The sequence below is a fragment of the Bacillus sp. 01N45 genome, from assembly GCF_056399205.1.
Genome location: NZ_JBFTQW010000005.1, coordinates 267,139 through 285,859 on the forward strand (window position 1 = coordinate 267,139; position 18,721 = coordinate 285,859).

Annotated in this window: 13 protein-coding genes and 2 pseudogenes; 2 read left to right on the plus strand and 13 right to left on the minus strand. The window is 31.7% G+C overall.

Annotation, left to right across the window (positions count from 1 at the left end):
* Position 1 precedes the first annotated feature (1 nt).
* The 4 genes from AC1DMU_RS14310 to AC1DMU_RS14325 form a co-directional block, all read right to left on the minus strand.
* Complete coding sequence (locus tag AC1DMU_RS14310; RefSeq protein WP_000876170.1) at positions 2-1,183, minus strand: NupC/NupG family nucleoside CNT transporter; 1,182 nt, start codon at positions 1,181-1,183, stop codon at positions 2-4.
* A gap of 102 nt (positions 1,184-1,285) precedes the next feature.
* Entirely contained in the window at positions 1,286-1,957 is a 672-nt protein-coding gene (gene deoC, locus AC1DMU_RS14315; protein WP_001017444.1) for a deoxyribose-phosphate aldolase, read from the minus strand.
* A gap of 316 nt (positions 1,958-2,273) precedes the next feature.
* Entirely contained in the window at positions 2,274-3,212 is a 939-nt protein-coding gene (locus tag AC1DMU_RS14320) for a sugar-binding transcriptional regulator (protein WP_088063025.1), read from the minus strand.
* 387 nt (positions 3,213-3,599) lie between these two features.
* Positions 3,600-4,190: a TetR/AcrR family transcriptional regulator gene (locus tag AC1DMU_RS14325; RefSeq protein ID WP_088063024.1), complete on the minus strand. Its 591-nt coding sequence runs from the start codon at positions 4,188-4,190 to the stop codon at positions 3,600-3,602.
* A 675-nt stretch (positions 4,191-4,865) separates the two neighbouring features.
* On the opposite strand from AC1DMU_RS14325, the gene AC1DMU_RS14330 reads away from it, so the two are divergent.
* Positions 4,866-5,519, plus strand: coding sequence for a CPBP family intramembrane glutamic endopeptidase (locus AC1DMU_RS14330; protein ID WP_088063023.1), 654 nt, complete (start codon positions 4,866-4,868; stop codon positions 5,517-5,519).
* 568 nt (positions 5,520-6,087) lie between these two features.
* Here AC1DMU_RS14330 and AC1DMU_RS14335 read toward each other — a convergent pair.
* The 8 genes and pseudogenes from AC1DMU_RS14335 to AC1DMU_RS14370 all read right to left on the minus strand — a co-directional run bounded on the left by AC1DMU_RS14335 (position 6,088) and on the right by AC1DMU_RS14370 (position 15,400).
* Positions 6,088-6,714, minus strand: coding sequence for a LysE family translocator (locus AC1DMU_RS14335; protein WP_088063022.1), 627 nt, complete (start codon positions 6,712-6,714; stop codon positions 6,088-6,090).
* A gap of 938 nt (positions 6,715-7,652) precedes the next feature.
* On the minus strand, positions 7,653-9,140 hold the full coding sequence (locus AC1DMU_RS14340) for a sodium:solute symporter family protein (RefSeq protein ID WP_215559029.1): 1,488 nt from the start codon (positions 9,138-9,140) through the stop codon (positions 7,653-7,655).
* Complete coding sequence (locus AC1DMU_RS14345) at positions 9,137-9,337, minus strand: DUF3311 domain-containing protein (RefSeq protein ID WP_088063020.1); 201 nt, start codon at positions 9,335-9,337, stop codon at positions 9,137-9,139. Before AC1DMU_RS14345 ends, AC1DMU_RS14340 begins: the two co-directional genes overlap by 4 nt.
* A gap of 12 nt (positions 9,338-9,349) precedes the next feature.
* Positions 9,350-10,537 (minus strand): M20 family metallopeptidase, encoded by a 1,188-nt coding sequence (locus AC1DMU_RS14350; protein WP_088063019.1) that lies wholly within the window; start codon positions 10,535-10,537, stop codon positions 9,350-9,352.
* A gap of 170 nt (positions 10,538-10,707) precedes the next feature.
* A complete protein-coding gene (locus tag AC1DMU_RS14355) occupies positions 10,708-12,006 on the minus strand; it encodes a hypothetical protein (RefSeq protein ID WP_088063018.1) in 1,299 nt (432 codons plus the stop codon).
* Between the two features lie 790 nt (positions 12,007-12,796).
* Positions 12,797-13,249 (minus strand): hypothetical protein, encoded by a 453-nt coding sequence (locus tag AC1DMU_RS14360; RefSeq protein WP_088063017.1) that lies wholly within the window; start codon positions 13,247-13,249, stop codon positions 12,797-12,799.
* A gap of 759 nt (positions 13,250-14,008) precedes the next feature.
* Positions 14,009-14,245 (minus strand): annotated as a pseudogene (locus tag AC1DMU_RS14365) (sortase); the annotation flags it as partial.
* Positions 14,246-14,396: 151 nt separating this feature from the next.
* Positions 14,397-15,400: pseudogene (locus AC1DMU_RS14370) on the minus strand (MBL fold metallo-hydrolase).
* A gap of 620 nt (positions 15,401-16,020) precedes the next feature.
* On the opposite strand from AC1DMU_RS14370, the gene AC1DMU_RS14375 reads away from it, so the two are divergent.
* Positions 16,021-17,442, plus strand: a complete 1,422-nt coding sequence (locus AC1DMU_RS14375) for an AcpB/EbpR/MafR family transcriptional regulator (RefSeq protein WP_088063016.1) — start codon at positions 16,021-16,023, stop codon at positions 17,440-17,442.
* 175 nt (positions 17,443-17,617) lie between these two features.
* Here AC1DMU_RS14375 and AC1DMU_RS14380 read toward each other — a convergent pair whose 3' ends face one another.
* Positions 17,618-18,415 (minus strand): cell wall hydrolase, encoded by a 798-nt coding sequence (locus AC1DMU_RS14380; protein WP_088063015.1) that lies wholly within the window; start codon positions 18,413-18,415, stop codon positions 17,618-17,620.
* Positions 18,416-18,721: the final 306 nt, after the last annotated feature.

Consider the following 18,721-nt stretch of genomic DNA (forward strand, 5'->3'; position numbering starts at 1 on the left):
GTTAAAATAATAAGCCTACGATTGTTGCTGATAAGAAACTTACTAATGTTGCACCGAAAAGTAATTTCAAACCAAATCTTGCGACTACATTCCCTTGCTTTTCATTTAAGCTCTTAACTGCCCCTGCAATAATTCCAATTGAAGAGAAGTTTGCAAATGAAACTAAGAATACAGATATAATCGCTGTCGTTCTATCTGAGAAATTAAAGTTTCCTTGTGCTAAATCTGTCATAGCGACAAATTCATTTGATACTAATTTTGTTGCCATAATATTTCCGGCATTAACTGCTTCATGCCAAGGTACACCCATAATAAATGCAAATGGTGCAAATACATAACCAAGAATTTCTTGGAATGAAATACCGATTACACCTTTAAATACTGCATTAATGAATGCGATTAAAGCAACGAAACCGACTAACATAGCTGCTACTGTAATTGCAACTTTAAATCCATCTATAATGTATTCCCCTAATACTTCAAAGAAAGTCTTTTTCTCTTCTTCTTGTACTTCTAACATATCTTCTTCTTCAGTAACTTCATAAGGGTTAATGATAGAAGCGATAATAAAACCACCGAATAAGTTAAGCACTAAAGCGGTTACAACATATTGTGGTTTTAATAACACCATATATGATCCAACGATAGACATTGAAACGGTAGACATTGCAGATGCACATAATGTATACATTCTTTTCTCTGGCAATAATCCTAGTTGTTTCTTAACTGAAATAAACACTTCAGATTGTCCTAAAATCGCAGAAGCAACAGCGTTATATGATTCTAGTTTCCCCATTCCATTTACTTTACTTAATGCTAGACCAATAGATTTCACAATAATAGGTAATACTTTAATGTGTTGCAAAATACCTATTAAAGCTGAAATAAATACGATTGGCATTAATACACTTAAAAAGAACGAAAACTCTTTTTGATTTACTAATCCACCAAATACGAAATTCACACCGTCAGCGGCATATTTTAATAGCTCTCCAAAACCATCTGCTATTCCGCTAATTAATATATTCCCTACACTTGTATTTAATAATAAAAACCCCAAAATGAATTGTAATATAACCATCGTTATGATTGGGCGATATTTGACTTTCTTTCTATCATTACTAGCAAGCCAAGCGATACCTAAAATCAATACGAGGCCAAAAATACCGATTAAATATTTCATAAGCCGTCTCCTCCCATTCGTATCCGCTTACATTTTTTTCAATTGTTAAAGCAATAGATACACTTTACTTTGTGTATCTATTGCTTTTAACTTCATTAATGATTAGTAGTTATCTGTAGCACCTTTTGCATCATTTAATACGATTGCAACACTAGCACTTGCTCCAACGCGAGAAGCTCCAGCAGCTACCATTTTGTCTGCATCTTCACGTGTACGAACGCCACCAGATGCTTTTACACCAACGTTTGGTCCAACTGTTTTGCGCATTAATGCGATGTCTTCAGCAGTTGCTCCGCCAGTTGAGAATCCAGTTGAAGTTTTTACGAAGTCAGCACCAGCTTTTACTGATAATTCACAAGCGCGTACTTTCTCTTCATCTGTTAATAGGCAAGTTTCAATGATTACTTTTACAAGAGCTTTTCCTTTTGCTGCTTGTACTACTTCATAAATATCTTTTTCAACGAACTCGTTATCGCCATCTTTTAAAGCGCCTACGTTGATTACCATGTCAACTTCAGTTGCACCTTTTGCGATAGCATCTTTTGTTTCGAAAGCTTTTGTTTCAGTAGTGCTTGCTCCTAATGGGAAACCGATTACAGTACAAACATCTACATCATGTCCAGCTAACTCTTCAGCAGCTAGCTTCACCCATGTAGGATTAATACAAACAGAAGCGAATTTATATTCCTTTGCTTCTTCGATTACTTTCATAACATCTTCTTTAGTAGTATTAGCTTTTAAAATTGTATGGTCAATTAACTTTGCAATATTCATTATCTTCACTCCTCATATCTTTTAACAACTTCATTCTAACTCTTAGTTGAACAAATGTAAATACACTTTTGAAATTTTGTTCATTCTTTTCGAAAAGGAATTTTTCAATAGTAAATAAAGCGCATTCTAACTAAGAAACAATTCATATTTAAAATCAAAACTTTTATATTAACAATGGTAGTATGTATCTCAATATCCATAATTATTTTTAAAAAGGCAATTTGTATTCAAAAAACACTCCCATAATTCATACATAACAAAATAAAAGGCTTTCTCAAAATTAACATCTTGAGAAAGCCTTTTATTTCTAACCTTTTTAATAATGTAACAATTCTTTTGCTGTATGCTGATCGATAATTAATACATTTGCATACCCGCCACGTAACGCACCATCAATTGCTTTTATTTTTCTATTACCACCAGCAACTAAAATAGAACGTTTCTTTAATTTCAGTTCTTCTAACTCAATTCCAATTGTACGCTGATTAATCTCTTCGCTACTAATCTTTCCGTCTCCATCAAAGAAACGTGAACAAATGTCACCGACCGATTGTTTTTTGAGCAAATTCGTTTCATCCTTATCGAAATAACCTAATCGGAATAATAGTGCTTCGTCTCTCACTGTTCCTACAGTGAAAATTGCAACATTCGCTTGTTTCCCCATTTCGATAATGTGATGAATATGTCGATCCTGCTCTACTAATTCTTTTGTCACTGCATTATCAAATATAACTGGAAGGGGTAGATTTCTTGGTGTCGTTTGAAAAGCATCTGCAAATAAAGCAATCGTTTCATTCGCATATGTATTTACACTCGAATGACTAATACCACCTTTTAACTGAACAACTTCTACACCTTTTACATGTTGTGGTACAATTTTTCTAGCGATTTCATACATCGTCATTCCCCAGCTTACACCAACGATATCACCAGTTTTAACCGTCTTTTCCATATACTCAGCTGCATATTTACTAATATACTCTGTAATCGTTGCATATTCTGGTACTGGAGAAAATACGACATGTGCCTCTAACAAGTTGTACTTTTCTTTCAGTAAATTTCCAACGTTATCTAAATCAGCAAATGGATCGGCTATGCTAATTTGAACAAATCCTTTTTCTTTCGCGTACTTTAATAATCTAGAAATAGTCGGCCTTGAAATATTTAATTTATTAGCAATTTCCTGCTGACTATAATCTGACTGATAGTATAATCTTGCAACTTCAACGCTTAATTGTTGTTTATCTTTATCCATAGTAACTCATTACATATCCTTTCCTGTATTTCCTTTTCGTTACAAGCATTATACAGCTTTATGCAAGAAATTTCGACTACCGAATTTTATCTAACTGAACTTCTACTACACTTAGTATTTAAAATGAAACTTTATTGTATATATTTACAACCTCAACATAGATACACTTGAAACATATAAATCGATTTATATGTAATTCATTCTTTTTTGCTTTTTCTGTAGTAACGATAACAAAGCCTTTCAATAAGAAACATGAAACATCTTCTAAAAAGTTACCTTTACTAATAACTATTCAAATACCCCTCATAAACAGAAAATACTATTTATGAGGGGTATTTATTCAATTTAAGTCTATAAAAATTGGATAAATACAATGCAAGTTTTCACTTATTTAGAATAAGTGACAAGATGATGTTTTATTTGTTCAATAAAATAATGATGGTGTATATTATCGTTAGATACTCGACTTGCCATAATAGCTCCCTCCATTGAAGATGCAAGAAAAGAAGCAAGTGATATAATGTCTATATCTTCTTTAAGTTCTTGTTTCTCTATTCCTTCTTTTATGAGAGAAGCCATTAACATTACTGTATCGTCATAACCTTCTGCTGCTGCTTTTTGTAATTCTGGAAATACTCCAGTACTTTCAATTGCACTATTAAGTAATGGACAGCCTCCAGCAATAGGAGGATTATTAGCTGCATCTTGATATACAAGGAATATTGCAAGGATTTTATCGATTGCTGTCTTTTTATTTTCCATTGCTTTATGAAAATGACTCCACATAATCTCACCACTTTTGTCGTAGGCAGCAAGGACAATTTCTTCTTTATTTTTGAATCTACGATAAATAGATCCTTTAGGTAGTTCAGTAGCTGTCATTATATCCTGGATGGATGTGCGAGTTATCCCATTTGTATTAAATAAATATAAAGATGTTTCAATAATTTTTTCTTTTACCTTATCAACTTTAGTCATGCTTTGTAATCCTCCTAATAAAAACGATCTTAATATTCCAGGTAATGTTTACCCTCTATTTTCTTAATTTTTTTGTAAGTATAAATAAATTTGGAACAGAAATATCTTATGGAAACCTCAAACAATACAGTTTGAAAAGAGGTTAATCAAATTGTATTATCCATATCATTAGAGTGAATTTTCTGCCAAAAACAACATGACCAATTGTTTAATTCAGTCATTTTATTCAACTAATTTTACCTAAAATCGTAGAAGATGTAAAAATATATATTTTAGTGTATAGACATATGATTATTATATATAATCTCTATTAATATGTTTAGCTAAAGTGTTTGAACTACCCCCACTTTCACTTCATATATTAGGATATCTACCGCATTCCTTGCGGTTAAAAGCCTTATCACTTCATTCTTTAAAAAGGAAATCGTTAATAATTAATGAGTACTGAAATTTAATTGTAAATAAGAAACTCACATATAAGTATTTTGTATTTTTGTCATTTTGATTTTGTTAATACTTTGTAAAAAGGATTAACAAAACTAGAAACTTATAGTATTATTAGTTTCCGGACCGAACCGTCCGGTTTTGAATCTTATATAAATATATTTAGAAGGAGAACTTAATGCAGAAAGAAAATTCAAAGATTGTAGGTAATTTAATTAGGAGGATAATAAAATGAACTTTATAAAAATGAATAAAAAAGAACTTACTATGCTAATAATCTTTACACTGTTTGTACCATTTCAAATTGGCTTGTACATATTATTTGGCATATCACTTTTAGCTAATGTCAATTTAGTTGAATCAGAATTTGTTCTTAGTGCCATCGGTTTTACTGTACCTGCTATTATAGGAATAATTTTCTTTAGGAAAGAAATCATTCAAAGTTTTACTTATTTTAAAGAGAAGACAATTTTGAAAATAGTAAGTATTCCTATGGTGGTTTTATTTACGGTAATTGTGGAACAGTCTATTATGCGTTTTCTAGCAACTGGTCAGCCAGAGAACCAAGAACAGCTTCTTGAAACGGGTGCAGAGGTACCTATTATATTTACATTGTTTATATTTGGTATTCTGGGACCAATACTTGAAGAAATTGTGTTTCGTCACATATTAATAAATCGTTTTTCTTATCATATTGGTACTGCTATTGCATCTATCATTTCGATCATTATTTTTACACTTCTTCATACAAACCAGCTTTCGGATATTGCTATTTATTTACCTGGCTCGGTGATACTTACTGTGGCTTATCTTATTTCTAAAAGATCCATTGCATATGTAATAGCGATACATATATTAAACAATTGCCTTGGTTTCATTCTATAAGAAATTAGACTTAGTTCTTTTGCAAAGTAAAAAAATAGAAACAGATATTGATAAATGAGGAGTACAATTTAGACAGTGACTAATGATTTATGAAATTCCTTGTACGTCGAAATACCGCAGTTTGGATGTAAACTGCGGTTTCTTTTATATAGGGGGGCCCACTGCATCACAATTAAACTAAAAAAGGAAATACCATGACTAATATATGTTCTCCTTATATCCCATTACAGTAAACATTTTTGGAAAATATCCAGAATTTTATTAGCGAGTTAGTAGTTGAAGAAAAATTTGTTCCTCAGCCCTTAAGTTATAATACATAAAAATTAAATTGCTTAGTTAAGAGAAAAGATGAAGTATCAATTTTGCTTAAAGTATCTAAACTACCTTGATTTTTTCTTATACAGCAAACTATATCAAGTGATTAAGGAACTCATTTTTGAGGCTCAAGTTAGATATGTATATAAAATTAGTATGAAGGTGTGAAATCAATTATAAAATAGTAGCTTTAGAATAAATGAAAAGAGAAATAAATAACCACCATTATTTATTTCTCTTTTCATTTACATATTTATTTTTGGAAAAACAATCTAACTCCAAATACTAATAATACCGCGCCTGTAATACCCTCTATTGTACGGTTCACTCTTTCTTTTCTTAAAAAAGTTCTTAATTGACGTATGAGTGAGATATAAAGTAAATACCATATTGCTGTCAAAGTCGTAAATGTGACTCCTAATAATAGAAATTGTAGGAAATGATTTTGATTACTTACAATAAATTGGGGTAAAAAACTAAGGAAAAACACAGCGGTTTTTGGGTTTAAAATTGCCGTAGTAAATCCTTGTCTAAAGCTTTTAATTGCCCCAATATCCTTAGAGTACATTTCTACTGAACCTGACATATCTTCTTTTTTATGTAAGGCACTTTTAATTGACTTTACAGCTAAGTAAATTAAATAAAAAGCCCCAGCATATTTTATAAATGTAAATAACATAGCAAATTTCATTAGGATGGCAGAGAGTCCTAGCGTAGCCATTATTGTATGAATCATCATTCCAGATATCGTTCCTAAAACAGTCGTTATCCCACCATTTTTACCATGCGAGATAGTGTTTTTTGTAACTAGTGCAAAACCAGGACCAGGCATTATTATGATTAGCATTGCTGTAAGAATAAATAATAGATAATTTTCCATGTTCTAGTATTTCCTTTCCAATTTTTAATTTTACTTACAGTATAGCTTTTTTCATTAAAACATTAAAATTAAAAGACTTGATCAAGAGTTCCGACAGGAAAATGCGGATTTACAACGATAAAGAAATTCTAATATAAAAAAAACAACTTTTCAAATGCTTCCACACATTCATTAACCAAAGCAGTAAATTCTTTACATGCTTTCATTCGCTTATTTCGTATCCACGCCCCCCCTTACTGATAATGCACTCTTCTGTTCACTCATCATTCATCCTCCTCCAAAATAAAAAGTACCCGAATGGATGCTTTTAAATTTACTCAAATATTACTGTAACTAGTTTAATATTTTCGAAGTCTTCACTTAAAAATAAAGTTTGTTATCTTCACTTTCGGCAATAGCTTTTAAAACTTCTTGAAGAGCACTCGATGCTACCAAAGAAATATCTTGATTTTTATTATTTAACTTTATCATCTCCTCTTTATGGCTTCATTAAGCTTACATTATATATCTATAATATAATTAAAAGTTACTTTTATGACAAAAAAGAGCAACCCATTAGTTACTCTTAAATGACAAAAAAACTGGCATCCTAAGATATAGGAATATACAGGATTTTAAAAAATAGGAATTATAAAAATCATAAATAATCTTTATTCTGGTGTTTCCGCACCTTTCAACGTACAGCAGAAGAATATAATATTACCCGACTGCCTTTCATTTGCTGTACGCTCAAAGGAAAGGAAAACCCTTCCCCGTATATGAAGTTACTATTAAAAAGTGGAATGAGCCCACTTATTTATTTTTACATAATTTCACCACTTAAATATTTATATTTTTTCCTTTTAAGCAGAAAATGAATATTACAAAAGAGTAACCATGCATCAGTTGTACTTTCGTCAATTTCTTATATTTTTACAGTAATTCCCTTTAGAATCAAATTAGGTCTTACTCTCAATTACAATTGTCTTGTCCCGATGAACATTTGAAATATTTTTGGTCATCAAACTGACTATTACTAAAACTACAATATTCACAAATAAAGCGATAATCCCTTCATTCAAATCTTTAATAACCTGAGGAAAACCAGGGAATAGTTTACCAATACTAATATTTCCTAAGTCCATAATTGAGACTAACAACCCTCCTGTAATAATCCCAGCAAATGCCCCTTGTTTAGTCACAAAGTTCTTTCTCATCAAACTCGCAAAAAATGGAGGAGCCAGTTGTGTAATGAAATTATAAGCAATTAGAGCTAGACTAAACAGGGTATTCCCTCCTTTAAAGGTCAAATAAATTCCTACAAGAGAAATAAATGGGACTAAGTATTTTACCAATTTGCCAAGCTGCATTTCCGTTACAGATGGATTAAATACTTGATATATATTTTTGGCAAGCAATGTTGATATTGCCATTAATAATAATGAACTTGGTACTAGTGCCGCTAACACTCCTGCTCCGCCAATTACACCAACAAACCATGGGTCAAAAGCTTGTTTAGACAGTTGCAGCAAGATAGTATCAATATCACTACCATTTAATCCTGGCATCCGCAAGATTGTAGCAAATCCAACGAAAAAGGCAAATAGTAAAATTAATTGATACATTGGCATTAAAATTGCATTTTTTCGTAATGCTTTTTCACTTGATGCAGCAAAAATGGGTGAAAAACCATGTGGCCACATATAAAATCCAATAGAGCTTAATATTACTGTTGATATATACCATGATATACTCATCCCCTGTTCAGGCAGTATGGTAAAGTTCGGTTTTACTTTTTCAATTGCCTCATACATAGGTTGAATCCCACCATAATAATGAATAGGAAAATAAAGTCCTAAAAATACGACAATCCCAAGAATTAAAATATCCTTTAAAATCGATGTTTGCGCAGAGCCATGAATACCAGAAACCATCACAAAAACAGTTACCCCTATCGCTCCAAACCAAATAGCTGTTGTAGAAGATATAGCACCGTAAGATGTTGCAGAAACGATATATCCTAGTCCCTTCAATTGCAGTACTAAATAGCATGTACAGGCTATTACACCAATAACTGCAACAAGTACCCCAAGATAAGGACTTTGATATTTTTTCACAAAAAAGTCCGACTGTGAAACTAACTTATGTTTCTTTGCATACCTCCAAATAACAGGAAAGGTCCAGTAGGAGATTACCGTTGCTAAACAACCATATGTTATGATACTAAAAATAGATCCCCCCTCTCCATAAGCTGAACCACTTGCCCCTAAAAAGGTAAAGGTCGTATACATTTCGCCTGCAGACAGAAGGAAAATCAACAGGGCTCCCATTCCACGACCTCCAACCGACCATTGCTCTAAATCCATTTCTTGCCCCTTTTTAGCACGAATACTAATCAAAATAGGGATGACGAAAAAACATAAAATGAATAACACTGAAATATTCATCTTGAATCCCCTTTCCGGTTAGTGGGATCTATTTTATAAATAATCGATAAGATAACTGTAGTTATAAGTGACCAAAGTACAATCCAAAAGTGGAAGAATGGCATTCCAAAAACATAAGGATTTACCTTATTTGTAAATAAAGCCCCTACAATAAACCCTAAGAATGGAATAAAGCTAAGCCAATGTATGATTTTCATACTTTTATCCCCCTAATACGCTAGGTTTAACATCTTATAAGTACCGTGAACTAATAACTGTACTCCATATCGTAAAGCTTGTTCATCAATAGTAAATCTGGGATGATGGTGAGGATAGATAATTCCTTTTTCTTCATTACGAGCCCCTATAAAAATATAAGATGATGGAGTCATATATTGGTAGGCAGAGAAATCTTCACTCCCCATAATTGGTTTTAAAATCTCTCGATTGTCTTCACTAAATACTTCACATACTGTCTCATCCATCAATCTTGTTACTTCTTCATCGTTTATAGTCGGAGCATAGCCAAACTGATAATTGAATTCATATGTAGCTCCATGTGCTTCTGTAATTCCCTTTACTATTCGTTCGATAAAAGTTGGAACTTTTTCTCTTAATTCTGGATTAAAACTTCTAACAGATCCCCCTATGCTTATCTTATCTGGAATAACATTAATTGCACCTCCTGCATTAAACTGAGTCACTGAAATTACAAGTGTTTCCTGAGCGTCTCGATATCTCGAAACAATATGTTGGAGATTAGTAACAATTTGAGTTCCAATTACAATGGGGTCAATCGTTAATTCAGGTTGCGATGCGTGTCCTCCTTCACCTAACACCGTAATATTAAAAGTATCTGCTCCAGCCATCATTGGACCGTAACTTAAGCCGATCTTACCCACAGGAAGCGCCGACGACAGATGACTTCCAACAATCATATCTACTCCATTTAGTACACCAGCTTGTACTAACTCTTGAGCACCACCAGGTGGAAGTTCTTCAGCGTGTTGAAATATAAAACGAATCTCCCCTTTAATTTGATTTTTTAATTGTGCAAGAACCCATGCCGTACCCAGTAACATTGCCGTATGTCCATCATGTCCACAAGCATGCATTACGCCTTTCTTCTGTGACACAAAGTCAAAATCATTCTCCTCCACAATTGGAAGCGCATCCATATCTGCCCGTAATGCAATTACCTTTCCTGGCTGCTTACCAATTAAACGAGCCATAACACTTGTGTTTGTCGGACGTGAAATTTCTAGATTACCAAAGCTTTGTAGCTTTTCAAAAACAAATTGTGCAGTATTTTCTTCTTGAAATGATAGTTCCGGATATTTGTGCAAATGCCTCCTCCAACTAACAACTTCACCTTGAATATTTTCAATTAAATTATGAACTCTTTCTATTTGAGACATGTATTTCAACTCCTTTTCAATTTAAACTTCATTAGAAATTCTATTTTAGGTGTATTTAAGGAAAAAATTCCTTAAATGAAGTATATTAGTTATTGAAAGAAATTTCAATATTTTCAGATAAATAAAATCTTGTATGAATTACAAAACAAATAAGCACCCCTAATGGATGCTTATAACAATCGATAAATTTTACTTGGTCTCCCACGTGTTGCATAGGTCTCTTGCCCGATACATTGTGCCAATTCAACCTCGCACATATCCGTAACAATACGTCTCACATTCCGTTCTGTCATCTCAAGATGTGTCGCTAATTCCTTTGTTGTGAAGCAATTCCATTTCATTTTATCTATAAGAGCCGATATTTTTTTATACGTTTTCACACTTATATTTCCTTTTTTTAATTTCTCTAAAAGGAATTCACTTTGGGTACGAATTGTAAAACTTAATTCTTTTTTATCACCCGGCGATTCAACAATTGTACCATCATCTTGAACAATTACAATCCCACGCTTTTTCATTCCCTTAGAATGCTGAATTGCACGAAAAGCATTAATTTCTGCCGAATATGCAGTCTCACCAAAACCAATTCCAACGGCAACAGTTGTATCTGCTTCAAACGCTAATCTCTGAATAGCATCTTGCAGCATCTGTATTTCTCTTTCAATTGCACCACGAGAGCTAAAAATCATATATCTACCGTTGCCCTTATCTGAAACAGACCCGTTAATTGTTTCACCAAGCTGAATCATTATTTCTTTCAATCTAATCTCCAAGTATTGCAAATGATATGGAGTCTTCATTTCCTCCGCAACTTTATTAAAATACTCAACTTCAATGATTTCGACACCAATTTGTGCATCTTTAAAATAGGCGGCTTTTACTTTCTCAGAAAGTATTCTGAGTGTCTGGCGAATTTCCATCTTACTCATCGACATTCTATAAGATGGAATTCCACGCTCTCTTAGGGAATCACATACTGACGGGAAACAAGTTAAGACTCCTGATATTTTTCCTTTTTCCCATAAATCCATGTGAAAATTTAATAATTCCTCCATATCAATATCCAAATCAAATACTTTCGTATAAATCTGTGGCTTCTTTATATGTAACTGTGATAAAGCTTCTTCACTAATATTATTTAAAGACATTGTATCGATACTTAGTTTCTCAATAATTCTCCCCTGTTCATAAATCATCTCTAAAAGAGATTTATATAAGCCTGATTCTGTAGCAGGAACATAAACCATTATTTTATCGGTGCCTATATATTTTTTTGCAATTTCATAGGGAAGCGGGCCAGAAAAAAGCCACGCATGGACATGAGGAGTATATTCATTTACAATTCTCTCTATTTCCTCTATTTGTTCATAGGAATAAGAGGTAAATTCCAACTCATGTTTGTATTCTTCTACCATGCCTAGAATCTGATCTATAGAAGTTTTTAAACCGATTAATCCAACTTTATACATACTATATTCACCGCCTTTACCATATATATGTACTCATATTATATAGGATACATACAGTATACTATAAAACTTAGACTTAGGACTTACGATTATAAGGCAGTTATCCCTTACCTAAAGTTCTAATTTTATACCTTCTCATTTTCCGACAGAAGATCTCTCTCTTGAAAATGCGGAGGTATAAAATAGTTACTCTAAAACATCCTTACTCACTCTTAACTCGATAGCAACATAATACTTCTGAAATATGCACATTAGTAAGAAGGCATTCGTCTAAATACCGTTTTTAATCAAAACGTATATCTAAATCATCCTCCCTCTCGCTTCATGTCACCATATGTTAGAGATACATAGAAAAAAAAGAGCAATGTATAGCTATTGCTCTTTTTAACTCTCATATCAAAATGTTACTAGACTTTTTAATTTTCACATATCCATCTAAGTACTGACCATCAATTACAGCTGCATAAGCAACCAGTTCATGTGTCTCTTCATTTTTATATAAATTTAAAATTATATATCCCCAGACTGAAACTTTGCAATACCGTCTGCACTATTCCCATGAGCAATCACAAATCCATTACCTGCCGTTGCCCTAGATGCTATTCTATTTATTTAATATACCGATTTCATAGCGATTATAAACATGAAATAAACTTTATCTATTCACCAAACTCATGGCCATTCAAAGTGATTCATCCTAATAGAGGTATCTACTTTTGGATACCAAAAAGAACCCTTCCGTTTCGGTTAGGTTCTCTTTGGTATACTGCTTATAATGAAATTATCCTCATTATTTTCGGTCCTTATTTCTTCTTCTTTTAACTCCTAAATAAAGTACCCAAATAATTACAGCGAAGATCAAAATACCTACCACAATTCCCAATAAGTTAGAAAAAACATAGGTAATGAACATAAGTGAAAATATAACATGAATCATTGCTACAATTATTGATACAACTCTTACAGTTGTAGGATCCATATCCTCATAGTTATCTTTCAATATATCTTTTAACCATAGCCATATCATTACAATATTAAAAACTAAACTTAAAAGATTTATAGCCAATGTCCACATCATGTCTAAACTTCCCCGGCCATTAAATATACTGCTATAAAAGCCTTTTACTGTTTCTATTCTTATTTCTTGAAATCCAAAAATCGCCACAATACCTATAATGATTACAATTAATGAACCTACTGATTTTCCTAAACGATTTTTAAAGGTATCTAATACTTTCTCCATAATATCTCTCCTCGTACTTTTTATGATAAATACGTTAATAGGTGAATCACACCGTAAAATTCCTCTATCCTTTCATCTAGGATAATCTTTATAGTAGTTTGGTGTTATTCTAACTTCCCTACACCAATTGAGTGCATATAAGCCTCATCATTGACAAATCCAATTCTACTTCATATTTTTTCATTAGTTTCTAAAATTCATTTCCCCTTGACCCTCACATTAGACTATCATAAAAGCTATTATTTCTTACATGTTTAATGAGTTTCTTCTGTTGCTTACTTTTTCTACACTTTCATTCCAACAAAATAACCATCATAAGGATCCATTGCAAATTTTATAAAGAGTATAAATAGAACGAAAGCACTCAGTTAATCGACTTAAATGATAAATAGCCCTGCCTTGGATAAACAGAGCTTTTCATCAAAAGTAGTGCTATGTATAATAAATACACTAGGGTAGGGTATTTAAACACCTTTCAGCGTACAGAAGAATATGCTGACATCTCACATGTTTTTCATCTTGTTGTAGACTCAAATGAACTTAATATATCGATTATCGCATAATCACACTGTGAGTTTTTATCTATTTTTTCGTTAATATACGCAAAAATAGAATTTATTATTAGAATTTTAATTTATTCAATTGATTACATGTTTTTTTACATTAATTGTGCAAAATTTGTATTTTACATACAAGCGATCACTGTATATCTAGAGAAAACTCAAAATAAAAAGGAAAGGTTTTTCCCTTTCCTTTACACTAATTTATATTTTTTACTTGTACCAATTCATCCGTTATGATAATACTCTTCGAATTATCTAAAACAGATATACATGTCACAAGAGTTACTTCTGTCTTACCATGATCTTCTATCACTTTTCACTGTTCAGGTGTAACTTTTAATATTCTCGTCACGATATGTTATTATTCTGTACCGTTGTCATATAGATAAATTTTATCATTCTTTTTTAATTTTGATAGCTCACTAAACAAAACCACTATGCACATAGGATAGTGGTGTTATTCCCTACATAAAGAAATAAGTAACATATCGCAAATTACCCATCATTGAAAAGCAATTCTATTTTAACAAACTTTAAAGGTAAATTTAAAAACATTTTTTCTTTATTAATGGGCGCTCCTCCTTTTAGAAATACATACTTTGAAAACCTTGAAGTATTTGAAAATCAATTTTATCTGCTTTTGTCCTTTGAATTATAAAATCCAATACATTATTAACATTATCTGCATATTTAGGCATTACTTCCAGAGTATCTGCCAATGGTTTAGTGAAATCATCCCAATGTATTGGAATAACAAGTTTCGGTTGCACCTTTCCTACCGTTTGTTCGTAATACCTATTTAGAAACGTACTTTCCTGCTTTCCTAATCCCCCTACTCCTAAAAATAAAACATCAGCTTGAATATTATCTAATCCCCCTTCTATATAGTTAGCACTTGGTTTAACAAGGAAAGCTTTATTATTATGTGTAATTAAGAAATCATATGAAGAGTCCTCATGATAATCTAAAGCTTTAGCTGGTTGTTTTAATGGCTTCGTTATTTTTTCCCCTTCGTCAAAGGTTGGTGAATGTTTTGACGGAAGGACAGTGATAGTAAAGTCACCAAACTCTATAGCCTTATTTATCTCGTATACAGACATCTGTTTCTTATTTATACCACCACCAAGACCTACATTGATTGTTGATTCTGAACCATATACATATTAGTTCGTTTAGCAATATAAGCTAAATCAAATGCATGATCATAATGTGTATGTGCGATAAACAATCCCTTAAGTTTATTATTATCAACCCCTATTCTATTAAAAACTCTATCTACAGTATCTTCATCTGTTTTTAAACTGCTAAACACTATCCTTGGTAAAGATGGCCTAGAAATAAAACCATCAATCATTAATTGTGTATTACCATCATCAAATAATAATGATGATGTTCCTAAAAATGTGACCTTTACCTCTCCTTGATTCAATACTTTTTGTATTGTCTTTGGAGCATAATATTCCTTGTATTGCTTAATATCTGCTGAAGGCGTTAAAAATTTATAATAAACAAAAATGGAAGCAATTATCACCAATACTAATAACCCTATAAAAATACCCTTAACTTTTTTTCTTAATATATATTTCAAAAAACAATCTCCTTTTCTAGACATAATATATTATTAACACATATTTTACAGCGATATTACCGGATAACCAAACATATTCATTCCATAAATGGGGTACCACCACATCTCCATCAAGCTAAAAAATTGTATCCATAAAACACAAAAACGCGATTCTTTTTGTAGAAATATACAGAAAGAGTCGCGTTTTTTGTATGAGTTTATCGATTTCTGATGAATTACAATTGTTTTCTAAAGCATTACAGCAACTTAATATTACCTTTCTCTTCTAAATCTTTCTTTTTCACGTATCCCCTAATCAGGTATTTCAAGCAGTTTAATGATAGGACATACACAACACAAAAGATAAACAGTTCTGAATCACAATCTCAGCGACTCTTTCTATAAAGTCACATCACTTCCCCATAAAAGAAAGTAATTACAGTTTTGTAGATTTCAAAAGTATAATTAACTGTAAATTTCCACTATAAAAAATATGACAATTTATAAAAAAAACGAAAATTACAACATAAATAAATTGAAGATTTTTTACTAGCCATTACAATCTTATGTTTGTAAAATAAATTCAGGGTATTTTGTAAAGCTATGTAAATTTTTAGGAATAGCTTTAGGAGAGACAATCTATGAATATACTTGTATCAAGCTTAATTTATAACAAATCTGCAAAAAGAAAAATTCAAATCCTTGAAATACTAAGTGGAGAACAAAAATCCATATCCTCCATTGAATTGGCAAAACAAATTAACTGTTCAAATCGGACTATTACAAGTGAAATTAGTGAACTTAATATTTCGCTTCCTGAAACTTGGGATATAATCGGAGAAAAATCTAGGGGCTACATGTTACAAAAACCAACAACTGACAGTCTTTCTCCAATTATTATGTCATCCATAAAAGACAGTATGGTTTTCAAAATCCTTACAGAAATATTCATAAATAAGTATTATTCTTTAGAAAAGTGGTCACAAATTTTATATATAAATAAATCCACATTACGGAGTAATTTAAAGGATTTTGAAAAATCTATATTAACTCCCAATAATTTAGAATTTAAACTAGGCTTGATTAAAATTAACGGAGAAGAAATCAATATAAGATTTCTTTATAAAGCTTTTTTCTTTAGTATAGAACAGTATACAAATGTAATTTCACTACCAAACGATTTAACGGAAAATATTAACAACACTCTTAATTCGCATAATGTAAAAATAGATTCTAATTTATTAAAAGTAATTATTTATGTCTCTATTCAGAGAATTATTGGCAAGCATTTCGCAGATACTAAAATTAAGTTCCCTGTTATTTTTACATTCGAACAATCACTTTGTTTCAATGAAATAATTTCGATCATTGAGGATTACTGTATGGTGAACCTACCTCAGGACGAAATAGACACATTAAATCTTGCTTTCTTTCTTTGTTCAACTAGTATTACGCAACAAAAAGTCAAAACTCTTAAATATCTTGAGAAAAAAAACGAAAACTATTATCAAGATTTTTTAAAGCTTGTGGATATGATTATTTCTAATAATAAAAGACATACTATCAAAAGTGACTATTTAAAATCGGAATTATGTATCTATTTTTATAAACTTTATGTTGCTAAACAGTATAAATTCTCAATGGACTGCTTTTATACACAGCCAGATTACCTAGTTCCCAGCTTAAAAGAAATGTATGATACAAATCATCTTATTATTTCTAAGTGGAATACTACCATCAACGAGAATAAATTTAATGAAAATGACATTAGTCACCTAGCACAACACACAATTCATATTCTTTACTCCACCTATTCCAGAAAGAATGTATTATTTTCTTTTTCAGGAAATCCAGCGTATGCAAAACTTGCCAATATGACTTTAAAGGCACACTTTGAAGAGTCTATAAATATTCATTTAAACCTAGACAATTCAACAAAATACGATCTTATAATTACCAATGATAGAACAACTTCTTACCCTAATGATTCACCGGTTTATTTCATTCATCAATTTATTACTAAAAAAGATATCCAAGATATTAATGATTTACTATTTGATTAAAAGTTCATGCCATAACAACATGGGGTAGCAAACCCTGATTTTCTTCCAAATAAACCGACTCACGCAAAAAAACAAAGTGAGTCGGTTTATTCTTGACATAATGAAATGAATTTTAACACGCAAACGCATATAAATGAAAGATAGTCACAGTTTAATAAACTTCAATTATTATTTATTATTTAGCAAACAGATGATTTCCAATTTGTGCCACAGTTTGACGTGTTGTAATCCATTTGTCAGTGGATGTTTGAGGATTATAGAAATAGAGCCAATCCGAATTTGTTTCTTTGGAAGTGAGAGCCTCTTCTACTGCCATTCTTGCTTCCTGAGTAGCAGGCTGATTAATCCTACCGTCTGTAACAGGAGTAAATGCATAACCGTTTTTAATGGGTTCATAAATTACGTCTTTAATTGTATTTGGAAAGCCATTAGTGTTAACCCGATTTAACACTACCTTTGCAACCGCAACCTTCCCTGCATAAGGTTCCCCTCCTGCTTCTGCATTTACTAATCGAGCCATTAAGTCCACTTCTTGTAATGAAATACCAGTATTGATCTTTAAGTGCTGACCGACAAAAATATGATTTCCGTCTATTTTATTGTTTTGTTTTATAGACTCTATTGAAACCTTATATTGTTGTGATATAGAACTTAATGTATCTCCGCTTTTCACCTGGTAAATTGCTTGATATGTATTAGTTGAAGCTGTTGAAGTATTCTTTTGAACATACTCGTTTGCAGTTGACGATCTTGGTATTGTTAAACGTTCTCCAATATTAATTTGATCATTTGCTTTGCTATTAGCTTGTTTAAGTAATTGTACGGATACTCCATATTGTTTACTTATCGCTTCCATAGTATCATTCTTTTGAACCGTATAGACTGTTGAAGCTGCAGCCCCTACTGGATTTGATATTATTGTAATCATTGCTGCAGATAGTGGTAACCAGGTTTTCACCTTACATAACTTCATTCAAAAAAACCTCCTAAAAATATTCAAATAAGCTTTATTATGTTTAAGCTGAAAACAAATCAAGCTAGTTATAGCGTAACAAAACATATAATTTTAGTCATTGCATTTGTATTTCTATATACATAGTTGAATTGCCGATGATATTAAAATGAATTATTATCGTTTAGATTTCAATAGAACCGTATAATCTGTTCTAATTCTCAAATTAAAAATGGTGAATATAGAGACTTTAATTTTTAAAGTATTCCCCGAAAGAATTCTCCTTCCTCAAGCATGTGAAGAGCGTAGCCCAACGATAGGTGGGAT